This is a genomic window from Furfurilactobacillus sp. W61-4, assembly GCF_057545565.1.
Window position 1 is genome coordinate 142,989 of sequence record NZ_BAAJNZ010000006.1, and the last position, 24,305, is coordinate 167,293.

28 protein-coding genes and 1 tRNA gene are annotated in these 24,305 nt (G+C 43.2%); 21 read left to right on the forward strand and 8 right to left on the reverse strand.

All coding sequences use genetic code 11. From position 1 onward, the window contains the following. The first annotated feature begins 19 nt into the window (after positions 1-19). Positions 20-442: a hypothetical protein gene (locus AC27FN_RS08785; RefSeq protein ID WP_487167607.1), complete on the forward strand. Its 423-nt coding sequence runs from the start codon at positions 20-22 to the stop codon at positions 440-442. Positions 443-504: 62 nt separating this feature from the next. Here the strand turns inward: AC27FN_RS08785 and AC27FN_RS08790 are convergent, their stop codons facing one another. Then, the gene (locus AC27FN_RS08790; RefSeq protein ID WP_487167608.1) at positions 505-915 is read right to left on the reverse strand and encodes a DUF4828 domain-containing protein; all 411 of its coding nucleotides are present in this window, start codon (positions 913-915) and stop codon (positions 505-507) included. Between the two features lie 281 nt (positions 916-1,196). Between AC27FN_RS08790 and AC27FN_RS08795 the strand changes: the two genes are divergently transcribed. From AC27FN_RS08795 to AC27FN_RS08815, 5 genes are all read left to right on the forward strand, one after another. Beyond that, positions 1,197-2,198 (forward strand): Gfo/Idh/MocA family protein, encoded by a 1,002-nt coding sequence (locus tag AC27FN_RS08795; RefSeq protein ID WP_487167609.1) that lies wholly within the window; start codon positions 1,197-1,199, stop codon positions 2,196-2,198. A 25-nt stretch (positions 2,199-2,223) separates the two neighbouring features. Next, on the forward strand, positions 2,224-3,555 hold the full coding sequence (locus AC27FN_RS08800) for a DEAD/DEAH box helicase (RefSeq protein WP_487167610.1): 1,332 nt from the start codon (positions 2,224-2,226) through the stop codon (positions 3,553-3,555). 2 nt (positions 3,556-3,557) lie between these two features. Continuing rightward, positions 3,558-3,941, forward strand: coding sequence for a tautomerase family protein (locus AC27FN_RS08805; protein WP_487167611.1), 384 nt, complete (start codon positions 3,558-3,560; stop codon positions 3,939-3,941). Positions 3,942-3,981: 40 nt separating this feature from the next. Beyond that, positions 3,982-4,054, forward strand: a tRNA-Arg gene (locus AC27FN_RS08810). A gap of 211 nt (positions 4,055-4,265) precedes the next feature. Further along, positions 4,266-4,559, forward strand: a complete 294-nt coding sequence (locus AC27FN_RS08815; RefSeq protein WP_487167612.1) for a hypothetical protein — start codon at positions 4,266-4,268, stop codon at positions 4,557-4,559. A gap of 113 nt (positions 4,560-4,672) precedes the next feature. Here AC27FN_RS08815 and thiD read toward each other — a convergent pair whose 3' ends face one another. Then, positions 4,673-5,479 carry a bifunctional hydroxymethylpyrimidine kinase/phosphomethylpyrimidine kinase gene (gene thiD, locus AC27FN_RS08820; protein ID WP_487167613.1) on the reverse strand — a complete coding sequence of 269 codons (807 nt, stop codon included), beginning with the start codon at positions 5,477-5,479 and terminating at the stop codon, positions 4,673-4,675. A 176-nt stretch (positions 5,480-5,655) separates the two neighbouring features. Here thiD and AC27FN_RS08825 point away from each other — a divergent pair, with 176 nt between their 5' ends. The 3 genes from AC27FN_RS08825 (at position 5,656) to AC27FN_RS08835 (ending at position 8,153) form a co-directional block, all read left to right on the forward strand. Then, positions 5,656-6,225 carry a MarR family winged helix-turn-helix transcriptional regulator gene (locus tag AC27FN_RS08825; RefSeq protein ID WP_487167614.1) on the forward strand — a complete coding sequence of 190 codons (570 nt, stop codon included), beginning with the start codon at positions 5,656-5,658 and terminating at the stop codon, positions 6,223-6,225. 242 nt (positions 6,226-6,467) lie between these two features. Then, a complete protein-coding gene (locus AC27FN_RS08830) occupies positions 6,468-7,088 on the forward strand; it encodes a DNA-3-methyladenine glycosylase (protein WP_487167615.1) in 621 nt (206 codons plus the stop codon). A gap of 162 nt (positions 7,089-7,250) precedes the next feature. Beyond that, on the forward strand, positions 7,251-8,153 hold the full coding sequence (locus AC27FN_RS08835) for a YihY/virulence factor BrkB family protein (protein WP_487167616.1): 903 nt from the start codon (positions 7,251-7,253) through the stop codon (positions 8,151-8,153). A 75-nt stretch (positions 8,154-8,228) separates the two neighbouring features. On the opposite strand, the gene AC27FN_RS08840 is transcribed toward AC27FN_RS08835, so the two are convergent. Beyond that, a complete protein-coding gene (locus AC27FN_RS08840) occupies positions 8,229-8,636 on the reverse strand; it encodes a GtrA family protein (protein ID WP_487167617.1) in 408 nt (135 codons plus the stop codon). 154 nt (positions 8,637-8,790) lie between these two features. Here AC27FN_RS08840 and AC27FN_RS08845 point away from each other — a divergent pair, with 154 nt between their 5' ends. Further along, entirely contained in the window at positions 8,791-9,216 is a 426-nt protein-coding gene (locus tag AC27FN_RS08845) for a GtrA family protein (RefSeq protein WP_487167618.1), read from the forward strand. Positions 9,217-9,277: 61 nt separating this feature from the next. Here AC27FN_RS08845 and AC27FN_RS08850 read toward each other — a convergent pair whose 3' ends face one another. The 3 genes from AC27FN_RS08850 to AC27FN_RS08860 are packed head-to-tail and all read right to left on the reverse strand — an operon-like array spanning position 9,278 to position 11,365. Next, complete coding sequence (locus tag AC27FN_RS08850; RefSeq protein WP_487167619.1) at positions 9,278-9,445, reverse strand: hypothetical protein; 168 nt, start codon at positions 9,443-9,445, stop codon at positions 9,278-9,280. A 15-nt stretch (positions 9,446-9,460) separates the two neighbouring features. Beyond that, positions 9,461-9,916: a flavodoxin gene (locus AC27FN_RS08855; RefSeq protein ID WP_487167620.1), complete on the reverse strand. Its 456-nt coding sequence runs from the start codon at positions 9,914-9,916 to the stop codon at positions 9,461-9,463. 18 nt (positions 9,917-9,934) lie between these two features. Continuing rightward, positions 9,935-11,365 carry an oligosaccharide flippase family protein gene (locus AC27FN_RS08860; RefSeq protein WP_487167621.1) on the reverse strand — a complete coding sequence of 477 codons (1,431 nt, stop codon included), beginning with the start codon at positions 11,363-11,365 and terminating at the stop codon, positions 9,935-9,937. A gap of 312 nt (positions 11,366-11,677) precedes the next feature. On the opposite strand from AC27FN_RS08860, the gene AC27FN_RS08865 reads away from it, so the two are divergent. From AC27FN_RS08865 to glf, 8 genes are read left to right on the forward strand one after another with little or no spacing between them, the layout of a single operon-like run. Then, positions 11,678-12,307, forward strand: coding sequence for a sugar transferase (locus tag AC27FN_RS08865; protein WP_487167622.1), 630 nt, complete (start codon positions 11,678-11,680; stop codon positions 12,305-12,307). Positions 12,308-12,328: 21 nt separating this feature from the next. After that, positions 12,329-12,961, forward strand: a complete 633-nt coding sequence (locus AC27FN_RS08870) for a Wzz/FepE/Etk N-terminal domain-containing protein (protein WP_487167623.1) — start codon at positions 12,329-12,331, stop codon at positions 12,959-12,961. 27 nt (positions 12,962-12,988) lie between these two features. Then, on the forward strand, positions 12,989-14,374 hold the full coding sequence (locus AC27FN_RS08875; RefSeq protein WP_487167624.1) for a hypothetical protein: 1,386 nt from the start codon (positions 12,989-12,991) through the stop codon (positions 14,372-14,374). Beyond that, entirely contained in the window at positions 14,375-15,139 is a 765-nt protein-coding gene (locus AC27FN_RS08880) for a DUF4422 domain-containing protein (protein WP_487167625.1), read from the forward strand. It abuts the gene before it with no gap. A 1-nt stretch (position 15,140) separates the two neighbouring features. After that, positions 15,141-16,064, forward strand: coding sequence for a glycosyltransferase family 2 protein (locus AC27FN_RS08885; RefSeq protein ID WP_487167626.1), 924 nt, complete (start codon positions 15,141-15,143; stop codon positions 16,062-16,064). 19 nt (positions 16,065-16,083) lie between these two features. Beyond that, entirely contained in the window at positions 16,084-17,037 is a 954-nt protein-coding gene (locus AC27FN_RS08890; RefSeq protein WP_487167627.1) for a glycosyltransferase family 2 protein, read from the forward strand. Continuing rightward, positions 17,034-17,990, forward strand: coding sequence for a glycosyltransferase family 2 protein (locus tag AC27FN_RS08895; RefSeq protein ID WP_487167628.1), 957 nt, complete (start codon positions 17,034-17,036; stop codon positions 17,988-17,990). Before AC27FN_RS08890 ends, AC27FN_RS08895 begins: the two co-directional genes overlap by 4 nt. Positions 17,991-18,017: 27 nt before the next feature. Beyond that, positions 18,018-19,142, forward strand: a complete 1,125-nt coding sequence (glf, locus tag AC27FN_RS08900; protein ID WP_487167629.1) for a UDP-galactopyranose mutase — start codon at positions 18,018-18,020, stop codon at positions 19,140-19,142. 55 nt (positions 19,143-19,197) lie between these two features. Here glf and AC27FN_RS08905 read toward each other — a convergent pair whose 3' ends face one another. Next, positions 19,198-20,106 carry a glycosyltransferase family 2 protein gene (locus tag AC27FN_RS08905; RefSeq protein ID WP_487167630.1) on the reverse strand — a complete coding sequence of 303 codons (909 nt, stop codon included), beginning with the start codon at positions 20,104-20,106 and terminating at the stop codon, positions 19,198-19,200. A gap of 170 nt (positions 20,107-20,276) precedes the next feature. Here AC27FN_RS08905 and AC27FN_RS08910 point away from each other — a divergent pair, with 170 nt between their 5' ends. The 3 genes from AC27FN_RS08910 (at position 20,277) to AC27FN_RS08920 (ending at position 23,243) form a co-directional block, all read left to right on the forward strand. Further along, complete coding sequence (locus tag AC27FN_RS08910) at positions 20,277-20,828, forward strand: DUF402 domain-containing protein (protein ID WP_487167631.1); 552 nt, start codon at positions 20,277-20,279, stop codon at positions 20,826-20,828. A gap of 75 nt (positions 20,829-20,903) precedes the next feature. Continuing rightward, positions 20,904-22,019, forward strand: a complete 1,116-nt coding sequence (locus tag AC27FN_RS08915) for an AI-2E family transporter (RefSeq protein ID WP_487167632.1) — start codon at positions 20,904-20,906, stop codon at positions 22,017-22,019. A gap of 93 nt (positions 22,020-22,112) precedes the next feature. Continuing rightward, positions 22,113-23,243: an acyltransferase family protein gene (locus AC27FN_RS08920; protein ID WP_487167633.1), complete on the forward strand. Its 1,131-nt coding sequence runs from the start codon at positions 22,113-22,115 to the stop codon at positions 23,241-23,243. Between the two features lie 254 nt (positions 23,244-23,497). Here the strand turns inward: AC27FN_RS08920 and AC27FN_RS08925 are convergent. Next, on the reverse strand, positions 23,498-24,305 hold an 808-nt coding region (locus tag AC27FN_RS08925), incomplete at its 5' end, for a glucosaminidase domain-containing protein (protein WP_487167634.1).

The window sequence follows — 24,305 nt, forward strand, 5'->3', positions numbered from 1 at the left end:
TGGCCAGCAGGTCATTACAGTGGTTTTAGGTAGCGGCGATTATCTTGACCAACACACCCGTTTTGATGAAACCATCCACATGTTAGATCAAGTGGCTGCTAAATTAAGACCGATTCGTCCAGGCAAACGAGGACCAGTCGTTTATTTGCAGCAGGCGAACACATCACGTGGCCGAGTGGACACACAATATCGACGTCGACCAACGTTTTTTGTGGCTCGGCGACAGGCACAACCGAAACCGATGGTGACTGGCAAATTACACGTGAAAGCATCGCGATTATTGCCATTGCGAGCTAAACAGACGCTTGGATGGGCAACACTAACACCAGCCGGGGCACAATTTGTCGATGGGCGTCCGCAAGTTAAAGTCGTTTCCAAACAACAGGTTGGTCAGGCCAGTTGGGTGACACAAATGTGGCGAAAATTGTTTGTAAATCATTAAAATAGCGCAAAAAACGCGATCTCGAAAGAGATCGCGTTTTAGGGCTAGGAATGCTGATTTAATTAGGAATCGGCCAGTGTCGGCTTGGATTGAGATTGTTTAGGCGTCGGTTTAGCTACCACCAAGACATACGTTGCATTGTCGGCTTCATCATAAAGGGCGACGGGGCGCTGCTCATTAGCCTGGATTTTGAGATGATAACCAAAGCTGTCCAGATAAACGAGTTCTTGGCTGTTGATTTGTTCAACTGTGGCCGGTTCAATGTGATTGTCAATGTGTAAACTTAGATCTGGGTTAATTTGAATTCGATGGATGCGATGATCATCGTGATCAGAATAGGTCCATGTGCCAGAATATAATAATGGTAATGATGATTGTTGGGTCGTATGTTTGCGACTTGACCGCGTAAAAACACCTGTTAAGCCCGCAATAACTGATACGCCGAACAATGTCAGATTTCGTTTGACTGACACAGAACCGTCCTCTCTTTCCCCGCTTGGTACGCTCTCTTAATAAATATAAATATAGCACGTTTAAAAAAGTTTTCCTTATTGAAACCATTGACGTAACGGAATTAACACATTTCTGCAACCAATCTGACCTGATTACTGAAACTTGCTGATAAAATTGGTAAACTAGAGACATTAACAGGGACGCACGCGTGCTCGCTTGCAAATAAATGGGGCATGTTAATTACGGATTTGGTCGCTGGTAACCGCATGAAAAAATTCATTTCAAAATGGAGGATTTGCGCATGTTAACTTTAGGTGTTGTTGGGACCAATTGGATTACGCAACAATTTGTCGAAGCCGCTGCTGCTAGTCAGGAGTATCAGTTAACGAGTACGTATTCGCGCCACGAGGATACTGGTCAGGCCTTTGCAGATAAAAATGGCGGTCAAGTTTTCACTGATTTTGGCGAGTTTTTGCGAGATGGCAACGCACAAGTGATTTATATTGCTTCGCCAAATAGTCTACATGCTAAGCAAGCCTTAGCGGCAATTAATGCAGATAAGCAAGTGATTGTGGAAAAGCCACTCGTGTCCAATCCACAAGAGTTTGCTCAGATTAAGGCTGCGTTGGCGGCCCATCCGAATGTTCGCTTATTTGAAGCTGCACGGCATATTCATCAGCCAAACTTCCGGGCTGTTCGTAAACAGATTGCGGCCATGGAGACCTTGAACGGTGCCATGTTAACGTACATGAAGTATTCGTCTCGCTACGATGATGTATTGGCCGGGAAGGATCCGAATGTTTTCACCACAACTTATAGCGGTGGGGCGCTGCAGGATTTAGGGGTCTACGTCGTTTATGATGCCGTGGCCTGGTTTGGCAAGCCGAATCGGGTCCACTATTACGCAACGCCGATTCGCACGGGTGCCGATGGCAAAGGCGTCGCCGTCCTTGGCTATGATAATTTTGACGTCACGCTTAACTTTGGCAAAAACACAAATTCTTATTTACCATCAGAAGTTTACGGCTTAAAGGACACCATTGTGATGGATAATGCCGCCGAATTGAACTCGGTGATCTATCACGCCGCTGATGGATCGACGAAAAAATTGTCAGAAGAACCGGATGACAATCCAATGCTGGCCGAGGTTCGTGACTTTGCGGAAGTCATTAATAACCCTAAAGATCCAGACAACGCGCGCCATTATCAAACTTGGTTCCATCTGAGTGAAATTGTGAATGGCGTGCTCTACGATTTGCGGCGGAAAGCCAGTCTTGTCTTTCCAGCCGACAGTCAGGATTAATTGATAAACAGAAATGAGCGTGTTCATGGATAAACGTTTTGAAACCCATTTTCAAGAATTGGGTTATTCAGCACCAACAATGATTCAAACGGCGGTGGCAATCCCCTTAGCTTCCGGCGAGAACGTGGTCGGCTTGGCGCCCACTGGTTCTGGTAAAACGGTCGCTTTTACCTTGCCATTATTAGCAAAATTATTACCAGGAGATGGGACTCAGTTATTAGTCTTAGCACCTAGTCAGGAATTAGCACAGCAGACAGCCACGGTAATGCGCGACTGGGCCAGCCTGATTGGTTTAAAAGTAGCGGCCCTGACTGGCGGTGCTAATGTTAAACGTCAGATTGAGAAGTTAAAGCAAAATCCTGAAGTTGTCGTCGGTACACCGGGACGCGTGCTTAATCTGGTCTCAGATCGACGGCTAAAACTTCATTTATTGGTCAGCATTGTCATCGATGAAGCGGATGAGTTATTAGTCGGCGAAACCCGGACTGATGTTGAGGATATTATTCGCGAAGCACCTGGTGATGTGCAACTGAGTTTTTTTTCAGCCACCGCTTCAACGGCATTGGGCGAGTTAACCCAGGAATTCGGCGTGGATGTCACCACTATTGATGTTCGTGACCAAGATCAGACACAAGGTGAGGTTACTCATGGTTTGATGGATTTACCAGCCAATTTACGGGCGACAATGTTACGGCGCTTTTCACGAGTGGCTGGCTTTCAAGCCTTAGTCTTTTTTAATCAGTTGGGAGCCTTGGAGAAGGCCGCCGCAACCCTACGTCATGAGCACGTGGAGGCCGTTTCATTAGCGGGCAAGCAGCGTCAGGTACAACGGGCAGATGCCATGCGTAACTTCCGACAAGGTAAGGTGAAGTTTTTACTGACAACCGATGTGGCTGCGCGAGGTCTCGACATTCCCAACTTACCCGCAGTGATTAACTTTGACTTACCCGATTCGGCAGTGACTTATACACATCGAGTTGGACGAACCGGCCGGATGGGAGCCCATGGTTTAGTCATTAATTTTGGTAATGACCATGATTTACGGCGCTTAAAGCAAACCTTGAAGACCACTGATTATCAGTTAAGCCCACTGTATTTCGCCGAAAATACGTTTGTGGATCATCGACCAACAAGCGAGCGCCCGCATGTACAGGATCGGCTAGGTGCGACGGAGCAGCCGGTCCAATCAGAGAAACAACACGGTGGTCAGCCAACCCACAGGGTCAAAGCGGAAAAGCAGCGGCCGGCAGCCCAATCCCCGCAATCCACTAAGGCAACAGTAGCCCATCGTAAAAAGAATAAACATTCTAAAAATAAAGGCATGCGGCATAAACACCGGATGCACCAGGAGGATTAACCATGCCACTAGTGAAATTTGACGTCCAAAAGGGGCGCACCGCTGCAGAATTAAAGGCATTATTGGATGCAGAACACAAAATCTTAGTTCAGGATTTTGGGGTTCCAGAACGTGATCGTTATCAAATTGTGACCCAACATGAACCTGAAGAAATGATCATTGAGGATACTGGTTTTGGCATTGAACGAACTGAACGCTTTGTGATGATTCAAATTACGATGCGTGGTGGGCGGACTGAAGCGCAAAAGCAAGCATTTTACAAAGACTTAGTTGCTGAATTGCAAACGACGGCTGGCACGAAGCCTAATGATGTGATGGTGGTTATTTCAGAAAATGGCAGTCCTGACTGGAGTTTTGGTAACGGTGAGGCACAGTTTTTGAATTAGTGTATACTAAAAGCCGATCAACAATTTGATCGGCTGTTCTGACCCTATAGTTTAACTGGATAAAACTGCCGCCTCCTAAGCGGCTGCTCCCAGTTCGAGTCTGGGTGGGGTCATCTAGATAGGTTTTAAGGAAAGGCTCAAGGTCGCTGATATAGCGGCCTTTTTTAGGCTCAAAACGTACGGAATATATGGTGCACTGCCTGATTATTCATCCAATAGCCTGATTTTGACCTATAGATAAAAGTTTATTCGATTAATTCCAACCTTTTGTCGTAGAATTGAGTCAAGATGTTGTGAATGTGAAGACAAGGGTGGAATTAATCGATGGATGACAAGGTAGCGTTAGTTGATAATTTAATTGCAGCAATTGACCGTAATGGGAAACCTAAGAAAGTGTTGAAGAACGATCACGCGCGGTCAATCGGTTATTTAGTGCATCTGGGCGAGCCGTCTTTTTCATCGCGACAAACGATGAGCGTTTTAATTAAGGCTATGCAAATGGGGATGATTGAATTTGTCAGATCAGAACCACGCATCGAATGGAATGAAACGGATTTTCCAGTCTTTATCGTACCCGCTAAACGTGTCCGTCAAGAACTGCTTGATTTATTAAATTAAAATGATGTTAATAAGTTTGTAGTGACAAAACGAGTCCTAGATAAACACATACCGCAACGATGATGGCGAAGACTAAACACGCAAAAGTGGATGGTCGTAACGCCGTTATTTAGTTAGCCTTGAAAGGCCCAATGATTGATTGGCCCGAACTTATGGCCAACCGCAATTTCATTAGCGATGGAGATATTAACGTATTTTTTAGCGAGAATAATCGCCGTTTTGATGGATTGACCCTTGGCAATTTCAGCCGTGATGCAAGCAGATAGTGAATCACCGGTCCCGTTGACTCGATCCGTGTGGACATAAGGCGCTGACAACCACATAATTTCACCATTTTCTAGGAGGACACAGTCACGAACTTGAGTCTGGCTTTCATCGTGATGTTGTCCCTTGATCACCACGTTGTTGGCGCCCATGTGTTGCAGACGTTTGGCGGCAGTCACCATGTCCGCATCGGTATGAATCGTTTGTTCCGTCAGTTTTTGAGCTTCATAAAAATTAGGGGTCACCACGGTTGCTAACGGCAGTAAGCGCTGACGCAACGTAGTAAAAGCTTCTGTTTCCAACAACATTGCGCCATGTTTGGTGACAATCACTGGGTCAACCACTAATGGCCCAAAATCAACTTTTTGATAGTTTTCGACCACCGTGTCAATTAAGCTAGCATCGGCTAACATGCCTGTCTTGGCAGCGCGAACATGAAAATCAGCTGCTAAGGAGTTAAACTCTTGTTCAATAAACGATTTTGGCATTGCCGTGGCATCTTGAATGCCAAAAGAATTGCCGGCTACACAAGCGGTCACAATCGACATGCCATAGACATGGCGAGTGAAAAAAGTGTTTAAATCAGCTTGTAGGCCAGCGCTGCCATCTGAGTCAGAACCAGCGATGGTAACCGCTTGCGGAAATTCATTTGTCATGATCATTGACCTCACACATTTTAATAGTAGCGTAGCACAAAATGAACGTAAATCGGTAGTTTTTCGTGTTTGCTAAGACGCAAATGTTTGGCTGAGCAAATCGATTGACAAATACTTAGGCGCCTATATAATAGACATCATTAGGTACCTAATTAACCCTAAAATGGAGGAAACACATGACAACAAATAACGATGATTTATTTCGAACAATGATGGACGTGATGAAGCAAATGCAGCGTTACGGCTTTGCAAAGCGACGAGACGAGCATGGTCACCATCATGGATTTGGCCGTGGACGTCTGCTTAAATTGATCGCTGATCACGAGAACGTGACCCAAAGTGAACTAGCTGAGCTGCTGGATATTCGGCCATCTTCACTATCAGAAATGCTGAGTAAACTATCGGATCGTGGCTTGATTGAGCGGCAAGTTGATGACAACGACAAGCGAATTACGCATGTTGTTTTGACGGAGGCTGGTAGCGCAATCATCAAAGAACGTGAAGATGCAGCCGATGCCTATCTGACTGACTTGTTTGACGGACTCGATGACGATGAAATCACGCAATTGCAAACTTTGTTGGCCAAGCTTGATGATTCGTTGAAGGATAAATTAAGCAACTTCGATGAAGCACCAGATTTTCCACCATTTGGTGGACCACATCGGCATGGCGGGCATCCAAACTTTGGTGGTCCTCGCCGACGCCACATGGATGATCGACCACGATTTTTTGGTGGCTGGCGTTAAGCGTCACTGAGCTAGATTTAAATGGGTGTTAGTCACTAAAGCACGACCTGATCGTCATGCACTAAGTTCTGTCAAGTTGACAAGATTTAGGGCAAGGCGCCTCAGGTCATGCTTTTTTGGTTTCAATAGTTGAAGGGGTTAAAGCCACCGTGTTCCCACAGAACTGAGCGATTCTCATTGGTTCGTTTTCGCAGGTGCGCTAGAATAAATTTATCGATCAGTATTTGAAAGGGGATGTAAGCATGGCACTAACGGCAGCTTTCTTTTCCGGTCGGCCCACCGAAGAAATTGCAAAATCACTTCTTGGAACGGAATTGATTTTTCATCATGAAGTTGGTGATGTCGGCGGTTTAATTGTGGAGACAGAAGCTTATCTGGGCGACGAAGACACGGCGGCCCACGCCTTTGGTCATCGCCAGACCCACGCAAATCGCGCACTGTTTGGTGCACCGGGAACGTTATATTTTTACACAATGCGCGGGTTAATTCTGATGAATTTGATTTGTCAGCCAGCAGGCACACCACAGGGGATTTTGATTCGGGCCCTGCAGCCAACGTGGGGTGTAGACCTGATGAGGCAAAATCGCCCTAGAGAGGGTGTCGAATTAACTAATGGGCCAGCCAAACTCACTGCTGCACTAGGAATCACTGATTTGCGGTGGAATGAATTAGCACTAACAGCAGCACCCTTTTTATTACAACCTCGAAAAAAGCCCATCGCCATCGCACAGTCGCCACGGATCGGCGTTAGCCAGGGAAGTTGGCATGATCATGAGTTACGCTTCTTTGTCGCTGGAAATCCCTATCTTTCAAAAAGTCGCAAACGAGATCAAGATTGGACAACGATGGGCTGGCAAGCTTGACGGAGCCGTCCGTCAGGAATGAAAGCTGACAGACAGTAACCGGATAAATTTTTCGGTTGGCACTCAAAGCCACCCTTAACCGATGCACACGTTAGGTAAAATTATTGCGATGAGCTGTTTTTTCAGCAATAATGGAATTGTTAAGGAATGGGGGAGGCTCAGGTGAAACGGTTCATTCAAATTTTTATTAAACGCTTTACCACGGCGCAAGTTAGTAACTCGGCCGTTATTTTGGCTTGGTATTCGTTACTGTCCATTTTTCCTGCGGTGATCGTCATTGGTAATTTATTGCCGATCTTAGGCATTAATGCCAAAACAGTCCTCACCTATTTGCAAACGGCGGTTCCGGCGGATATTTATCAAACCTTAGCGCCAGCAATTCTGTCCTTTTTGCAGCGTGGTAGTGGCGGATTAGTCTCTATCGGGGCTGTCGTAGCCTTGTGGTCGACGAGTCAAGTAGTGGCCGCTTTTCAACGAACGATTAATCAAGCATATGGTGTGGCAGAAAATCAAAGCGCCATCAGCAATCGGTTTTTTTCTTTTCTGTGGATGTTATTAATGATCGTGATTATGGCAATCATTATTCTATTCTTCACGTTGAGCCAATTGATCGTGCGCCAGTTGACGCCCATTTTGCATCTAGGTCGAGATGTCTTCGATGTGGTGAGTTCGTTAAAGTGGCCGGTAACGGCGGGCTTGTTATTTCTTTTATTGCTATTGATGTATTATTTCCTCCCGAATGCCCGACTAAAATGGCGGTACGTTTGGGTGGGAGCGGCCGTTGCAACTGTTTTTTGGTTATTGCTTTCTCAATTATTTTCACTGTATGTGGATTACTTTGCCCGTTCAGTGACGACGTACAAAACGGTGGGATCCGTGATTGTTATTATGATCTGGCTTGATTTCTCTGGTATCGTTATTTTAACCGGCTCAGTTATTAACGCCACATTGCAGGAATTTTTTGGCGGTGAAATCATCGAGAGCCGGCAGTCGCTGCATTGGTTTACTCGTGGTTGGCGCTGGCTGATGCGGCAGTTGAAACGATTAATTAGACATGAAAGTTAAATAAAAACCGTCGCATTTTTTGAAGTGCGACGGTTTTTAAGGACTTATTTAGATGACTCGTTTAATTTGATACGGCTAATTAACGCTTTTAAAGATATACCAACGGGAGAAAAAGTAATTGGCAATATTGGTTAGTCCTTGATCGATCAATTTAACTAGCACATCGTTGCCTTTAAATAAGGAAATTCCGATAAACAAAATGATGATATCTAAGACTAGCGTGAGGGCACGGAAAAAATAAAAGGAGAGCGTTTCACGGAACAATTGGTTGATGGTTGTGGCATGCGTCGAAAAGACCCATAACTTGTTGGTGAAGAAAGCGAAGGTCGTTGCCAAAAACCAACCGATTGCATTGGCAATTTGATAATTCATCGGTGTCCAAACATCAAGCACGGTAAAAACCGATAAGTTAATCAAAAACGCACAGGTACCCCAGACGACATATTCAATTGCGGATTGATGCTGTCTCAACCAAGCAACCATCAACTTGCTCCTTTCATTTATCAATGCCCATTAATATAGCATGTTTATTCTTGGAATTTAATAAATTTTTTTGATAAGTCTGCCGTTTCTGCCATTTTTATCGGTCAAGTGCTGTATCATGACAAAAGTATTCTAAATGATTGGATGTAGAAAGATGAAGTTATGGCGGTGGGGCGTTAGCCTGTTCAAACGATATCAATCGGTAATTGCTTATTTATTCTTTGGTGGTTTCACCACGGTAGTCAATATTGCGACTTTTGTGATCTTAAATAACTTTTGCCATTGGAACTACCAAGTTGCTAATATTATTGCGTGGTTTTTATCAGTCTTGTTTGCGTATATCACCAATAAATTATGGGTCTTTGCCTCGCATGCCCATGGGTTTCGTGAGACAGTGCGGGAAATTAGTTCATTCTTCTTTTTCCGCGGGTTGACCTTAATCCTGGATGTTTTGATTATGTATGTGGGGATTAGTCTGCTTCATGGCAATGAAATTGTTGTAAAACTGATCGACCAAGTGCTGGTTATCGTGGCCAACTACTTCTTTAGTAAGTGGTACATTTTTAAGGCTAGTAACTAGGTGTTTGGTGGTTTCAAAAAGGATCGAGACTTCAAAATGAAGTCCGATCCTTTTTGAGTTGCTATTTAAAATAGGCTTGGCTAATGCAGATAACGGCAAAGATGAATAAGGCGACACTCACAATTAAGCCGCTCACATGGGAGCGGGGATTTTCATGAGTGAAATATATGACAGCGCCAACGGCAACGATCAGTAACAACAAACCAATGATTAAAAAAATAAGTCCCATAGATTGCCTCCACAATTAATCCTGTTGCGGTAATGCCGCAACCAGTGACTGAGCAAATTGATCGAGTTGACTAATATCGTCTTCATCAGGAGATAAATTAATCTTTAGTTTAGCCGCACCGCGGGTAGCACCGGTGTTAGCGAGGCGTTCATCAAAACGATCAACAGCAGTCCCATAATCATCGCCGTAAAAGACATCGCCAGATCCAGTGACACCAAAAATTTTTCCGGTTAAATCGATATCGGCTAAGTCATCGAAGAAGTCTAAGCCTTCCTCTGGTAGGGCACCTTCATCATAGGTGTAGGGCACAATGACAATGATGTCATTGTCAGTTAGATCTGATACATCAGTTTGCGAAATTTCTGATTCGGTTACCGTGACATCTAAGTCTTCCAAAGCTTCGGTAACAATATCAGCGACGTCCTGGTTATTTCCAGTGATGGTTGCATAAACGACACTAGCAGTGGTCATTTCAGTTCCTCCTAAAAATTAGTTGTGATTCAAGCGACTGCGGATGACACGACGAACTTCGTCAATAATCTGTGCGCGCACCAGTAAAATACAGATAACGTAGACAGCGCCACCGACAGCGACATCAATGATAATGTGCAGGATTGACATCGACCAATAATTCGTCAGTTTTCGGACGATGAAGAACATAATTGCTCCACTGACCAAATATTTCCACTGTCCTTGAAACATGCGGCGTAATTCTAGTGAATCCTGTACGGTCCAAACTTGGTAAATGGTGACGGCTGCCTCAGCAATGACCGTGGCGATTGCTGCACCCACAGCACCGAAGTTCAGGATTAAAGGAATGTTAGCGACAACATTGACCACGGCACCAATGGTTACTGAAGTTGTGTACTCACGCATTCGTTGAACTGGCATCAGATACTGACGACCGATGACGGTACTCCAAGCAATTAAGACGATGATCGGTGCTTCAGCAAAGATAACTTGTCCAGAGATGAGATATTGTGGACCGAAAAATTTTGGTGCAAAGCGTTCTCCCATTGCGGCCAGGCCAAACATCAGAGGAAACGAAATGGAAGCGACAAAGTTCATGTTTCGGTAAAGGCTCTCATGAACCGCTTTTAAATCACCGCGAGCGAACCGACTGGCAATCCGTGGCAACATGACTGCGCCAGTGGCGGTGACGATCGCCAGCACTGTTTTAACGAGGTTATCACCAAACGTAAAGAACGACAGCGCTGAAAAAGAGTCAAAGTGTTTTAACATTGATTTGTTAATCACCGAGTAAACCTGAATGGCGATGTTGGGTACAAATAACACCAATGAAGGCTTTAAATGACGAAAAACATTTAGCTTTGACCATTGAACTGGGACAATTGTTTCTCGTAAATAAGGCCACAATGTCAAAGCGCCAAGCAATTGGGCGGCACCTTGAATCACGGCGTATTTCCAAAGATCGTCGGGTGACTTAACGAAGATAAAAATCAGCGAAACTGATGCTAGTTTAACGATTGTGTTGCGAATGACTGTTTTGCCAAAGTCTTCAAGGGCCATGAAATACCAAGAAATGTCGATCCCAGCGGCCACTAACCAGAAAAGCTGAATCAGTTGAATACTGAAGTTATGGCGGTCAAAAGCAACGAAGATGAAGAAGCAGATCGCGGCACAAGATGTTGTGAGAATTTGTAACAATTCAATTTCCCAAAAAATTTTAGAACGATCGAGTGGACTATCGCGATGGTAAGCAATTTCACGATTAGCATAGACGGAAATACCGAGGTCGCCAATCAAGATGAAATATTGCATCGTATTATATGTATTTGTATAAATCCCGTTTCCAACCGGCTGCAGCACTCTTGAAATGTAAGGTTGGGTAATTAAAGGGATGAGCAAAATCAAAAGTTGGTAGGAGGCATTATAAAAAAAGTTCTTCAGAGCTTTCAACTTTTGTCCATCCTTTCTAAATAGGACAGTAGTTCACAAAAGGGAAGTGTTAAAATGTGCTTAATAAGTCACAAGCTACATTATCTAACGACTCTTTTTTTGATAAACTATTGCCGATGATTGATTACTAGTGAGAATAACGTTGTTCATCATGCCAGATGTCAAGGTTAAACACAACCGTTCAGCCGTTAACTAAGTGTCCGACGCTGTCCAGTCTTGTTCACTAATATCTTTCATGATATGCTAACATTTGTGTCAATTAAACTAAGTTTAGTAAATCTTGGAAAAAATATGGAAATAGATCGGGTTCACATGCAAAAAAAATCAATGGGGTATTTGTTCTTCAAACGACTTTTTGATGTCATTTTGTCACTCATTGCCTTAGTTATTCTTAGCCCAGTCTTTCTGGTGGTTTACTTAACCTATCAATTTGGGGTTAATAAAGGTCCAGTTATTTTTCGTCAAAAGCGGGTTGGGTTGGCTGGCAGAGACTTTTATATTTTAAAATTTAGGTCAATGGTCGTAAATGCTGATGAAAAGCTAAAGAGCGACCCAAAATTATACGCGAAATACGTTGCTAACAACTATAAACTTGAACCTAAGCAAGATCCACGAATTACTGCATTTGGTCGATTACTACGAAAGACGTCAATCGATGAATTGCCGCAGTTTGTGAATATTTTGCGCGGGGATATGAGCCTGATTGGACCACGCCCCGTGGTTAGAGAAGAACTTAAAGAGTACGGCGATCAGGTTGATAAATTGCTATCAGTAAAGCCTGGAGCAATGGGGCTCTGGCAGGCCAGTGGTCGTAGCAACATCGGGTATCCTGAGCGTTGTGAAATTGAACTTCGTTACGTGGATGAGGCCTCACTATGGTTTGATTTCACGATTTTAATTAAAAACATCTTTCGGATTTTTACGTCCGAAGGTGCGTATTAAACGGTATTTTGGAGGAGAGTCATGTTAAACGGGTCCTTTTCGCTTAAGCAGCTCTGGCGAATTTTTGTCGTCAACATCTTGGTAATTGCAATCGGTGCGTTGGTGTTCGGTGCGGGTGGGTATTTTTATGCTCGGCATAAAAGTTCAACGACTTATACGGCAAATCGCAGCTTGATTTTAACACCCACTGTTTTGGCTGGGGGCCGTACTTTTGATCAAGTTCAGGCTAATATTGCGTTAGCGAATACATATGCTAATGTTGTCACCGATCCAGTGATTACTGATCGAGTAAACACTCAATTAAAGCATTGTTCTGACTACACTTATGATCAAGAATCTTTACCAGATCAAATTAAAGTTACGACTCGACCGGGTGCGGCGTGGCTGCGGATATCTGGCTCAGCCAAGAGCAAGAAATTAGCGATTGCGATCGCTGATACGACGGCAAAAGTTACCCGTAAGAATTTAGCACACGATAGTGGCTTAGGGACTAAAGTACGTTTGTTAGCGACCGCAAAGCGCAATGGTGTGTCCTCTGAAACCACACCAAGTGTTAAAAAAATGACAGTTTTTGCCGCTGCAGTGGGCATCGTTATTACCGGTCTCATTGTTTTCACCTGGGATATTTTCAGGGGTGGTCGTCGTGACGCATAGCTACAAAATGGGGAAGGAGCATTAGGTATGTCAAGTTTACTAATTCCAATTAGTTTGTTTGTTCGGACATTCACCTATGCGGTTCCAGTGACAACAGCTGGTCTTCCATTTGTACTTTACTTATTAATCGTTGGGGTCGGATTATATCGAAATGACTTATCAGCGATGCTAGCAGACCCGTTAATCACCAAAAAGGGCCTTTTTTTTGTTTTACTGGCATTAGCCACTCAATGTGTGGCCATGTTTCTTAGCTTCCAACGTTTTGGTACGTCAACACAAAATGCTGGCTTGATTCACGGGATTTTAGATATCTTCTTAGTGGTCCTTAGCATCGTGTTGGCTTGGTTCGCGGTTAAAGTATTGATTTTGACTGATCAAGACATTTTGCGATTTATGCGTGGTCTGATCGTGGGGCTTTTTGTTTATAGTTTATTGGTTCTGCTGCCGCAAATCATCGCAACCATCGGGCCGTATATGCATGATTGGGTTAACTTTGTGGCCGGCTTATTTGAAAAACATTGGTACCAACGAGATTGGTATGACTTGGGTAGCTATGCGGTCACTATGCATCGAGTGAACGGTTTCGAAGCAGAAGCTGGTTATTTGGCGGCGCTAATTGGTTGCGTTTTTCTACCACCAATCATTGCCGCGTTAGTCAATCACTATGATTTTTTTACCAATGATCAGCATCACCATCGTTGGATTTACATCGGTTTATTAGTCTGGCTATTGATCGTCTTAGCTTTGGCCCGAACTTCGACCGGCTTTCTTGTTATCGGTCTGGCGCTGATAGCACTATTTTGGAAGTCAGACACCGGACACAAGGTGTTCTATTATCTGTTAGCTATCGTTGTGAGTGTCCTAATTGTATTAGCGTTCGAGAATGTGGATGCCTTTCAAACCCTGCTTAACCAGTACATCTTCCAAAAGGGCGGGACCGACAATCGCTTGGGTGGCACGATTGGGTTATTGATCACGTTTTTGCATCACCCAATTATCGGGGTCGGCAATAATTGGACTGGAAATTATCTCATGGAATTCGTCCCTCGGGCCACAAGAAATAATCCGGAATATTTGTTTGTCTATATGAAACAACAGTATCCAGCGTTGAGTAACTGGGGGGCATGGCTAGCTCAGTATGGGCTAATCGTTGTCGGCCCAATTTTATACTATATTTGGAAACGGGTCAGGTTAGGCATTAAACTCAAGCCTCAGCTACGGGCTTCAACCGTGCCGAATAAGTCATTGTATCTCACAATCATTGATGCTTTCGAAATCTTTTTGTGGATGTATTTGATTTTATCGATTTTGGTTTTTTCTTGGAACGATTACTATATGACGATTTCTTTCTTCTTCTACGTGGCCGTCATTACTATGGCGAATAAAGCCGTCCAAAAGGAGCAATCTGTGTAAATGGATACAAAAGTGTTAGTTGCAACACATAAGAATTATGAGATGCCAGCTGATCAATCATTGTATTTGCCAATATTTGTTGGCAAAGCTTTACATCCGGATGTCAATCAGACTTTTCAAGGAGATAATACAGGCGATAACATTTCCCTCAAAAACTCGACATATAATGAGTTGACAGCATTATATTGGGCGTGGAAGAATCTCAATGCTGACGCCGTAGGGTTGGATCATTATCGGCGATATTTAAGTTTACATCATCAAAAAAACCTAACCACGATCTTAACTCGGGCTCAAATCGACACCTTATTTCAAAAAACTGATTTAATTTTGCCGAAAAAACGCCGGTACTATATTGAAACGAATTATAGCCATTACATTCATGCACATCCCCAGCAGCCGTTGGATGAGGCTCGTAAGATTATTGGCGAGCAGACGCCTTCGTATTTAACAGCTTTTGATGATGTGATGGCGAAACGTTCAGCACACATGTTTAATATGTTCATCATGAAACGACCGCTATTTAACCAATATTGTGAATGGTTATTTGCCATTCTGTTTGAACTTGAAAAGCGGACTGATATTAGCCAGTACGATGATTATAACAGTCGAGTTTACGGTTTTGTCAGTGAACGCTTATTGGATGTCTGGATTGAGGCCAATCAGTTAAGCTATCATGAAGTTAACTTTGTCTTCATGGAACATCAAAATTGGTTCATCAAGGGCGGCAGATTTCTGCAGCGCAAGTTCTTTCCGAAGATAAAATGAGGTGAAACCTATTAAGTACGTTAGCGTTATTGTTACCTACAATCGTAAGCCTTTACTCATCGAAGCTATTCACAGTATGCTAGCTCAAACCACGCCGGCTCAAAAAATCGTGGTCGTTGATAACTGTTCGACTGATGGGACAGATCAAGCCGTGGCGAGTGAGTTTGGCGATAATGAAAAAGTCGATTATTTACGTTTGCCAGAAAACGTTGGCGGTTCGGCCGGTTTCTATCAGGGATTGGCCCGGGCGAAAACATATGTGGCGGATTGGATCTGTTTGGCTGACGATGATGCCATTTTTGCGCCAGATTATTTCACTAAATTGTCGCAGGCCGCTAAGCAGTACCCTAATTATCGAGTGCTGACGGGAACTGTCCGTCTTGCCAGTGGACCGATTGATCATCCTCATCGTGAGCGATTGACGAACACGGCCACGCTGTCCGTTAAACCAGTGGTGGATGCAGAGTATGAGCATAATTTTGAATGTGATATTTTTTCCTTCTGTGGGGTTGTCTTACGCCGCGATGTAATTGATCAAATTGGTATGCCAGAGAAAGATTATTTTATCCGGTTTGACGATTTTGAATATGCCTTGCGTGCTCAAAAGCTGACAAAATTCTATAATGTGTCAGACGCATTAATCACGCATAAGACGACCGATGAAGGCCACAAAATTTCGCCTTGGAAGGAGTATTATGTGACTCGTAACCGTGTTGCAATGACCAAAAAACACTCGACCAATATGGCGATCGCGCATTTATATTTAGTTTACGTTATGATTCGAAAGTTGACCGCTATGTTAGTCGTTCCTGACCGTCGTAAAGTGGCATGTTATTTGACTAAGGCTTATATTAATGGCTATGTTGACGGTTATCGTAATCGGTTGGGCCGCAATGAGGCCTTTTTACCGGGCAAAAATTATTGAATGATAGGACGAACTTCTGATGAGTAAAGGAAAACAACGCTATGTGGCGGTGGTCGTGACTTACAATCGACGTGAGCTATTAACTGAAGCAATCGAGTCCCTTCTTCAACAAACGGTCTCGCCACAAAAGATCCTCGTGATTAATAATGCGGCAACTGATGGGACCGAAGCATTATTCGAAGGCTCTGGTCGTTTTGCCAATGAACCGGTGGTGGAGCAAATTAAAATGTCGTCGAATTTAGGTGGTGCGGGCGGTTTTGCCCGTGGTGTTGCTTTAGCACAGAAAATCGACACTGATTGGATTTCATTGTCCGACGATGACGCCATTTTTGCGGATGATTACTTTGAACGCTTACTTCAGTCTGCTGACGAAACGCCGGACGTTGATGGCTTTGCTGGTCAGGTGATTTTGCCAGATGGTCGTATTCAAGTCGATCAGCGACAAATCATTCGGAACTGGGACCGTTTAAAAACATATTCGGTACCGGAAAAAGATTACCGCCGGGAGATGGTGTCGATCGATGCGTTCACTTTTTGCGGAGCCTTCGTTAAGCGAGCGTTGATTCAGAAAATTGGTGTGCCTGACGCTGATTTTTTTATTTGGGGCGACGACATTGAATATTCGCTGCGCATTCGGGCACATAGTCAGATACAGCTCGTTACCGCAGCTAAATTAATTCATAAGACGAAAGTGCCTTCGATTGATTTTGCTAGTCAATATCAACCGGATTGGCGAGAGTATTATGGGTTGAGAAATCATGTTGCCACGGTGCTGAGCCATGCGCGCTCGCCACTATTTGGTCGAGTGTTGTTATTTGGCTGGATGGCAGCCAAGTATGGCTTAACTTTGACACCACGATTTAGAGGATATCGTCGGCACGTTCAGCGGGTTTATTGGCACGCATTTGGTGACGGACTACGTGGCAAGTTAGGTAAAAATGAACATTATTTACCGAAGGGAGCTTCATTGTGACTGAGATTAACATGCGTTACGCTGCCGTGGTGGTGACCTTTAATCGTAAACGGCTGCTAGTTGAAGCGCTTAATAGTTTGCTCAAACAAACCATCTCGCCGGTTAAGATTGTTGTGGTTGATAATCATTCAACCGATGGCACACCCGATGAGTTACATCGTGTCGGGTTCGATCAAAATCCTTTAGTTGAGATCCATCGATTACCAGAAAATATTGGTGGTTCTGGTGGCTTTAATGAGGGAGTTCGGTTAGCCGCTCAATTGCCAGACGTTGACTGGCTGGCACTGTCTGACGATGATGCCATTTATGAACCGGCTTACTTTGAAAAGCTGGCATTAGCCCAGCGCAAGCATCCCGATATTCAAGCTTTTTCCGGGAACGTTATGTTGACAGATGGTCGAATTCAAAGTGATCAGCGCGGGATTGTTTCTAACGAATATTGGGTGAAGAAATCATTGTTGCCGGCTAGCGCGTTTGAAGGAGTAGCGGAAACCGCCATTGATTGGTTTAGCTTTTGTGGATGTGTGTTTGCGACCGCTTTAGTCGATAAAGTAGGCCTGCCAGAAAAAGATTATTTCATTTGGTGGGATGATTTTGAATATTCGTTACGTTTGCGTACACATACCAAACTGTTAAATATCAATGACGCGCAGGTCATCCATAAAACAGCGATTCCATCAATGGATACGCTTGCTAAATATCAACGTGATTGGCGTACTTACTATAACGTTCGTAACAAAGTGTTAACGATGAAGCGGCACGGTAAAAATTCCTTGGTTACAGGGTTATATTTGACCTACTGGTATCCGCGGCTGATGACGACGATTATGCAAAGTAAGTTTGCGGGTAATCGGCGCTTTGTCTTTAACCAGTATAATGCCGGATTCTGGGATGGTGTCCGCGGCCGCGGTGGCAAGTCACTCGCACATTTACCTGGTAGTGAATCACGCTGAGTAATAGTAGATTAGTGGAGGATAATAATGACTGAATATGATTATTTGATTGTGGGTTCAGGACTTTTTGGCGCAACGTTTGCTTATGAAGCTGCCAAGCGAGGCAAACGGGTTAAAGTGATTGAAAAGCGTGATCACATCGCCGGCAACATCTATACCAAAGAACAAGATGGGATCCAAGTACACCAGTATGGCGCGCATATTTTCCATACCTCAGACAAAGATATCTGGGACTATGTACAACAATTTGCGGAATTTAACCGCTATACGAATTCACCGGTGGCCAATTACAAGGGTGAACTGTACAACTTGCCATTTAATATGAATACGTTCAACAAGCTATGGGGCGTCGTTACCCCGGCTGAAGCGAAAGCTAAGATTGATGAACAAAAAGCCGCCGCGAATCTAAGCGCTGGTGAACCGAATAATCTTGAAGAACAGGCGATTTCGTTGATTGGCACGGACATTTACACGAAGCTCATCAAGGGCTACACGGAAAAGCAATGGGGGCAAAAGGCCACGGATCTACCCGCCTTTATTATCCGCCGGTTACCTGTCCGCTATACCTTTGACAATAACTACTTCAATGATACATATCAAGGTATTCCGGTCGGTGGGTATACCCAAATTGTTGAGAAGATGTTGGCCAACGAGTTGATTGATGTGGAAACGGGCGTTGATTTCTTCGATCATAAGGATGAATATCTGTTGGATTATCCGCGAGTGATCTTTACTGGGATGATTGATCAATTCTTTGATTATCAACTTGGTGAGTTACAGTACCGTTCCTTGCGCTTTGAAACCGAAGAGATGGACGTTGATAATTATCAAGGTAACGCGGTGATCAATTATACGGACGCCGAAACACCGTATACCCGGGTCATTGAGCATAAGCACTTTGAATTTGGTAAGGGTGATAAAAATAAGACGATTGTCACGCGTGAATATCCGGCAACTTGGCACCGTGGTGACGAGCCTTATTATCCAGTTAATAACAAGACGAATAACGACCTATACACCCAATATCGGGCATTGGCTAAGAGCCAGCCAAAAGTGCTATTCGGTGGGCGTTTAGGGATGTATCGTTATTATGACATGCATCAGGTGATCCATGCCGCATTGACGGCGGTTAACCAAGAATTTAATAAGTAATCCAAACGAAAAACACATCGCCAAGCTCTGGGATGTGTTTTTCGTTTGGTTGGATTTATTTTGCAGATTGATCAGTTTGTGAGACAAAATCAACTTTAGGTTTAAAGAAGAAGCCCGCAAATTGTCCACGTAATAAGGTGCGCACACGCAGCCATTTATGATCGGGACTGTGTCGTAGGACATGTACTAGATCAAGCATGGCCTGTAAAAATTGTTTGAAGGCACCTTTGTGGCCCTTATATTTTCGCCAAGTGGAATAAAGATTGCGGTAGGAATAAAAGTAGCGAGGAATGCGGCCTAAACTGTCAGTGACAATATCGGCGCCCACATTGTTGCCAGTCTCATGAATGACCTTGCTGTCAGCAACCAAATAGGAAGCGCCCACGGCTTGTAGTCGGGTGCTGTACTCAATATCATCTGACCAGATGAAGTATTCCTTATAGGGTAATCCCAATTTTGTCACTGACGTTCGTTTGAACAAGAAAGAGACGAATGTTGCGTATTGAAGTTGGATTAAATGATCATCTAAATTGCTGGTCCAAAAACGTTGGGTTAATGGTACATTCATTTGATTAGGCGTCCCATCTGTCCATCGAGGATCACTGACCAGAAAGCCAAATTTGTCGGCTAATGTATCCGTGGCCGTTAACAAGTTTTCTAAGCAGGTGACTTGGGGCATCGTATCATCATCCATCAGCCAAAAGTAATCATCGGTTGTTTCCTGATAAGCAGTTTTAATACCCCAGGCAAAACCACCAGCACCGCCAATGTTTTGGTGCGGGTTGGTAGTGATGATTCGTGAATCAGACAAACTATTTAAATAGTCTTCCGTGTCATCGGTGCTGTTATTATTGACGACAATGACATGGCTGACAGGTGTTGATTGGTCGAGGATGTGTGTTAAACAACGTTTTAAATATTCGAGTCGATTATAAGTTACGACAATACAACTGACGGTTTTCAAGAAACGCCTCCGCTATGTAATCAAGTTAAATTAATGATGATTGAAAATCATGCTCATTAATTTTACCATACATATTTCAGAAAATGCGGTGTACCTGCGTGTCTACGACTTAAATTCTGGTATACTAACACTGGTTTACTTTTCACCAGGTTAGGAAAGTTGGGAGATTTATGACACGTGAAGCTGCAGGCCCCAGAGAAGGGGACTATGTGGCCATCAAAAGTTATAAACACGACGGGAGCTTGCACCGAACGTGGCGTGACACGATGGTGCTGAAACAAACTGAAAATGAATTAATCGGGCTTAACGACCACACCCTTGTCACTGAAGATGACGGTCGTCGTTGGGTCACGCGAGAGCCGGCGATTGTTTATTTTCATAAACATTTTTGGTTTAATATCGTTGCGATGATTCGTGATAACGGCGTTTCATATTATTGTAATCTGGCGTCGCCCTACGTATTAGATCACGAAGCAGTTAAGTACATCGACTATGATTTAGACGTGAAGGTGTTTCCAAATGGTGAAAAGCGATTACTAGATGTTGACGAATATCAAAGTCACGGAGCGACGTGGCATTATTCAAATGAGCTTGATCATATTTTGAAAGCTAATGTACGGGTGCTTGTGGACTGGATTAATCAAGGAAAGGGCCCATTCTCACCTGCGTATATTGAGCTTTGGTATCGGCGTTATCAAGAGCTTTCCCGTCGTGAACGTTGATGGCTAACTGAGGCAATCAGTTTCGAAATGAGACTGGTTGCCTTTCGTTTAAAATGAATTGTTGGAGGTAAGAAAATGTTGAATCGATTGAAAAATTCCAACTTGATGTTCTGGTCGATTGAGATTTTAGTCGTCGTCACCTTAATTTTGGTTTGCACAAAGATTAATTTTATTTTTCGACCGATCGGGACCTTTATTTCTGCTGTGTTTGTACCAATTATCGTGGCCGGTTTTATGTTCTATATGCTTAATCCATTGGTGAAGTTGTTGATGCGCGTTCACTATAAGAAATTTCGGCTGACGCGGACATGGTCGTCACTAATCGTCATCTTATTGTTAGTTGGGCTGATTGTGGTCGGGGTGCTTTCTCTAATACCGCCGCTAACAGGACAGGTTAGCCAATTAATTGCTAGTGTGCCCCATGTGGCAACCCAATCACAAAAAGAATTGACGAAATATGTCGAACATTCACATATTTTGGATAATCCTGATGTAGCCAAATATTTGAAATCTGTGGAAGCGTCGCTGTCTTCTTGGGCGCAAGGATTCATTGGTAATATTACGAGTGGGGTTGGTAATTTAATTGGTACAATTACCGACATTACGATCACGGCCATTACTGTACCGGTGATTTTATTTTACATGTTGCGGGACGGTGGGAAATTGGTTCCTTCAATTGCTCGTTTCTTGCCAGAAAGTCGGCAGGATCGGATTATCGAATTGTTATACAAAATGGGCGATACAATTTCTCAATACATCAGCGGACAAGTTATTGAATGTCTGTTTGTCGGTGTGTTTACTTCGATTGGTTATATGTTTATCGGCATGCCTTTTGGCTTATTGCTAGGAATTATTGCCGGATTATGCAACATCATCCCATATGTTGGCCCATACATAGGCATTACGCCAGCCTTGATTGTTGGTTTAATCATGGCGCCAAATAAACTTCTGTGGATTATCGTGGTTGTGGTTGTTGTGCAACAGATTGACGGTAACATTATCTATCCAAATATCATTGGTCGTTCTCTTAAAATTCATCCACTGACCATTATCATTTTGTTATTAGCAGCTGGTCATATTGCCGGGATCCCCGGGATGATTCTGTGCATTCCGTTTTATGCGGTGGTGCGGACGGTGGTGCAGTACGTGTGGAATATTTGGCAGTTGCGGGATCAAGGAAAGAAGTTATAAATATATTTCTAAAAGGTCTATAAAGTATATGAGTTGGCGTTAATAAAAGGGTAAGCAAAACAACTACTAACAGGTAGAACGGAGTGATTGATTTTGAAGCGAATTGAATGGATTGACGTGACTAGGGGAATTGCAATGGTCATGATCATTATTGGCCATTCGATGTATGTATATTCGACATCTGGACTAGTGAGATTGTTTTTCGCAGTTCATGTTCCCATTTTCTTTGTATTATCTGGTTACTTATTTAAGCAGCGCTCTTGGGGCCGATTGCTTAAAGGACTGACGGGTAACATACTGTTACCCTATTTTGGAACAGTACTAATTATTATGTTTTTGTCCTGGTTAGCGCCTGGGCTTCCAGGTTGGGTAGGAATTAAAGGATTGGGTAGCTTTTCAAAAGCAGCATTTGCTGGAATAGCTGGTATCGGCACACCGCTTCCCTTGTCTAAAGCAGCACTTTTTGGGATATCTGGCGTTGATACACCGGTTCCATTTATTTTTGACCATAGTATGAATGTCCCTGCAATTGGCGCTATTTGGTTTTTACTAGCCATGTTTCTAGGTAACATTGTATTTAACGGCCTGCTCAACGTTAGACGTCACTTTAAATGTTCGAATATGGCCCTCTTTTTATTAAGTATTGTGTTAACTGGAGTTGGCTTTGGATTAACGAAATTTGGGGTGTTGCCTTGGTCCTTAAATGCTGCACTAATTAGCCAATCTTTTTACTGGTTTGGTTTTTGGCTAAGAAAAACCGACCTAATTGATACATGGGTTAAGCATAGTTGGATATTAGTAGTTGCCGTTATTTTGTGGGGATTGTCTGCTTGGATTGGACCATTTTATTTGAATATCGGCTTTGCGGCTAATCCATTTTTTGCAGTTATTGGGGCAATGGGAGGCAGTCTTGCAATTATTATTTTTGCGAAATGGCTAAGCAAGTTTGATCGCAAGCGCTTAGCATGGTTAACGTTGTTTGGTAAAGAGTCTTTGATTGTGATGTGTATCCATGTGATTGATTTAGATAATTTAAAGCTAGGCGACTTTATATTTGCACATAGCAATGCACTATTTGGCCCTTTATTGGGGGTTGTTTTAGTGATTCTGTACCGCATTTTACTTACAACTGTCGCAGTTTATTTGATCCCATATTTGCCCTGGATCAGGTCTGTTTATATGCATCGTCAGTTTCCATTTAAGCGGAAAAAGGTACTTTCATGAAGGCGCTTTTCGACATAAGCAAAAGTATAAATACAAGGTAAAAAGTTTTAGCCGCATTTAAAGCTGTGTAGCTACACAGCTTTATTTATAGGACCAAACTGAGAATCACAATGTTTGAATTATTTTTCTTGATTTTATAAATGGAAAAAGAGTCGAATTAAGGTCCCCCTCAAGAGGGACCTTAATTCGACTCTTTGATATTCCTTGATCCATTTAAAACAAAATAAACGCGATATGAAATTAGAGTATTGATATTATAAAAATGCCAATTGATCCCAAACGTTTAGATGGTATACTGCAATCACATTCCTAAGCGCAGCCGTATAATTTGGATCCGTTGCGTAACCATCTTGTCTAATCAAATTGGTGACTATGTCCGAATTTTTAACCCACAGTAAATTATGGTATCGAGGGTTTTCTGTTAAAAACTCGGAATGATCCAAAACGCTAGCAGAAGCATTTGGATAAGCACGAAAGGCAGCGTTAACGTATTGATAAGACCCGTTAAAATATTCATATGTTGGTAGATAAATGGATTGACCGTTGTAGGCCCCTTTGATGCCAAAAAGATTATGGTATGTCGCGGCTAATGATGACGCACCCCAACCACTTTCTAAAATGGCTTGCGCAGCTGTGAGAGAAGGCAAGATGCCATACTGTTTCCACCCTTGAATAGCACCTTGCATAATACTGTTAAGAAATTGGTTCTGACGGCTGTTTTGATTGCCGTTAATATCAGTATTCACAATAACGCCGTTATTATCAAAAGAGATGTTACCAAAGCCCAAATTCATTGTCGTATTTTTAATTAAGGCGCCGGTATTGCCAAAGTAGTAAGTGTTGCCCCAGTTTTGGTAAAAGCGGTTTGTGTAACGAATGCCATCACCGTCAAAGTAATACATATTTCCATCATCGTATAAGAACTGATTGGTATAACGAACGCCGCCATCACCAAAGTAGTAAGTATTGCCCCAGTTGGAGTAATACTGGTTGGTATAGCGAGCACCGTCATTTCCAAAGTAATACATATTACCCCAGTTATAATAAAACTGGTTAGTATAG

What these genes read in the sequence shown, in the direction of transcription:
- AC27FN_RS08830 (WP_487167615.1), top strand. Translation starts at nt 6,468, where the DNA reads ATGGCACTAACGGCAGCTTTCTTTTCCGGTCGGCCCACCGAAGAAATT.
- AC27FN_RS08805 (WP_487167611.1), top strand. Translation starts at nt 3,558, where the DNA reads ATGCCACTAGTGAAATTTGACGTCCAAAAGGGGCGCACCGCTGCAGAA.
- thiD (WP_487167613.1), bottom strand. Translation starts at nt 5,479, where the DNA reads ATGACAAATGAATTTCCGCAAGCGGTTACCATCGCTGGTTCTGACTCA.
- glf (WP_487167629.1), top strand. Translation starts at nt 18,018, where the DNA reads ATGACTGAATATGATTATTTGATTGTGGGTTCAGGACTTTTTGGCGCA.
- AC27FN_RS08845 (WP_487167618.1), top strand. Translation starts at nt 8,791, where the DNA reads ATGAAGTTATGGCGGTGGGGCGTTAGCCTGTTCAAACGATATCAATCG.
- AC27FN_RS08825 (WP_487167614.1), top strand. Translation starts at nt 5,656, where the DNA reads ATGACAACAAATAACGATGATTTATTTCGAACAATGATGGACGTGATG.
- AC27FN_RS08815 (WP_487167612.1), top strand. Translation starts at nt 4,266, where the DNA reads ATGGATGACAAGGTAGCGTTAGTTGATAATTTAATTGCAGCAATTGAC.
- AC27FN_RS08840 (WP_487167617.1), bottom strand. Translation starts at nt 8,636, where the DNA reads ATGGTTGCTTGGTTGAGACAGCATCAATCCGCAATTGAATATGTCGTC.
- AC27FN_RS08890 (WP_487167627.1), top strand. Translation starts at nt 16,084, where the DNA reads ATGAGTAAAGGAAAACAACGCTATGTGGCGGTGGTCGTGACTTACAAT.
- AC27FN_RS08800 (WP_487167610.1), top strand. Translation starts at nt 2,224, where the DNA reads ATGGATAAACGTTTTGAAACCCATTTTCAAGAATTGGGTTATTCAGCA.
- AC27FN_RS08795 (WP_487167609.1), top strand. Translation starts at nt 1,197, where the DNA reads ATGTTAACTTTAGGTGTTGTTGGGACCAATTGGATTACGCAACAATTT.
- AC27FN_RS08850 (WP_487167619.1), bottom strand. Translation starts at nt 9,445, where the DNA reads ATGGGACTTATTTTTTTAATCATTGGTTTGTTGTTACTGATCGTTGCC.
- AC27FN_RS08870 (WP_487167623.1), top strand. Translation starts at nt 12,329, where the DNA reads ATGTTAAACGGGTCCTTTTCGCTTAAGCAGCTCTGGCGAATTTTTGTC.
- AC27FN_RS08915 (WP_487167632.1), top strand. Translation starts at nt 20,904, where the DNA reads ATGTTGAATCGATTGAAAAATTCCAACTTGATGTTCTGGTCGATTGAG.
- AC27FN_RS08855 (WP_487167620.1), bottom strand. Translation starts at nt 9,916, where the DNA reads ATGACCACTGCTAGTGTCGTTTATGCAACCATCACTGGAAATAACCAG.
- AC27FN_RS08875 (WP_487167624.1), top strand. Translation starts at nt 12,989, where the DNA reads ATGTCAAGTTTACTAATTCCAATTAGTTTGTTTGTTCGGACATTCACC.
- AC27FN_RS08865 (WP_487167622.1), top strand. Translation starts at nt 11,678, where the DNA reads ATGCAAAAAAAATCAATGGGGTATTTGTTCTTCAAACGACTTTTTGAT.
- AC27FN_RS08880 (WP_487167625.1), top strand. Translation starts at nt 14,375, where the DNA reads ATGGATACAAAAGTGTTAGTTGCAACACATAAGAATTATGAGATGCCA.
- AC27FN_RS08910 (WP_487167631.1), top strand. Translation starts at nt 20,277, where the DNA reads ATGACACGTGAAGCTGCAGGCCCCAGAGAAGGGGACTATGTGGCCATC.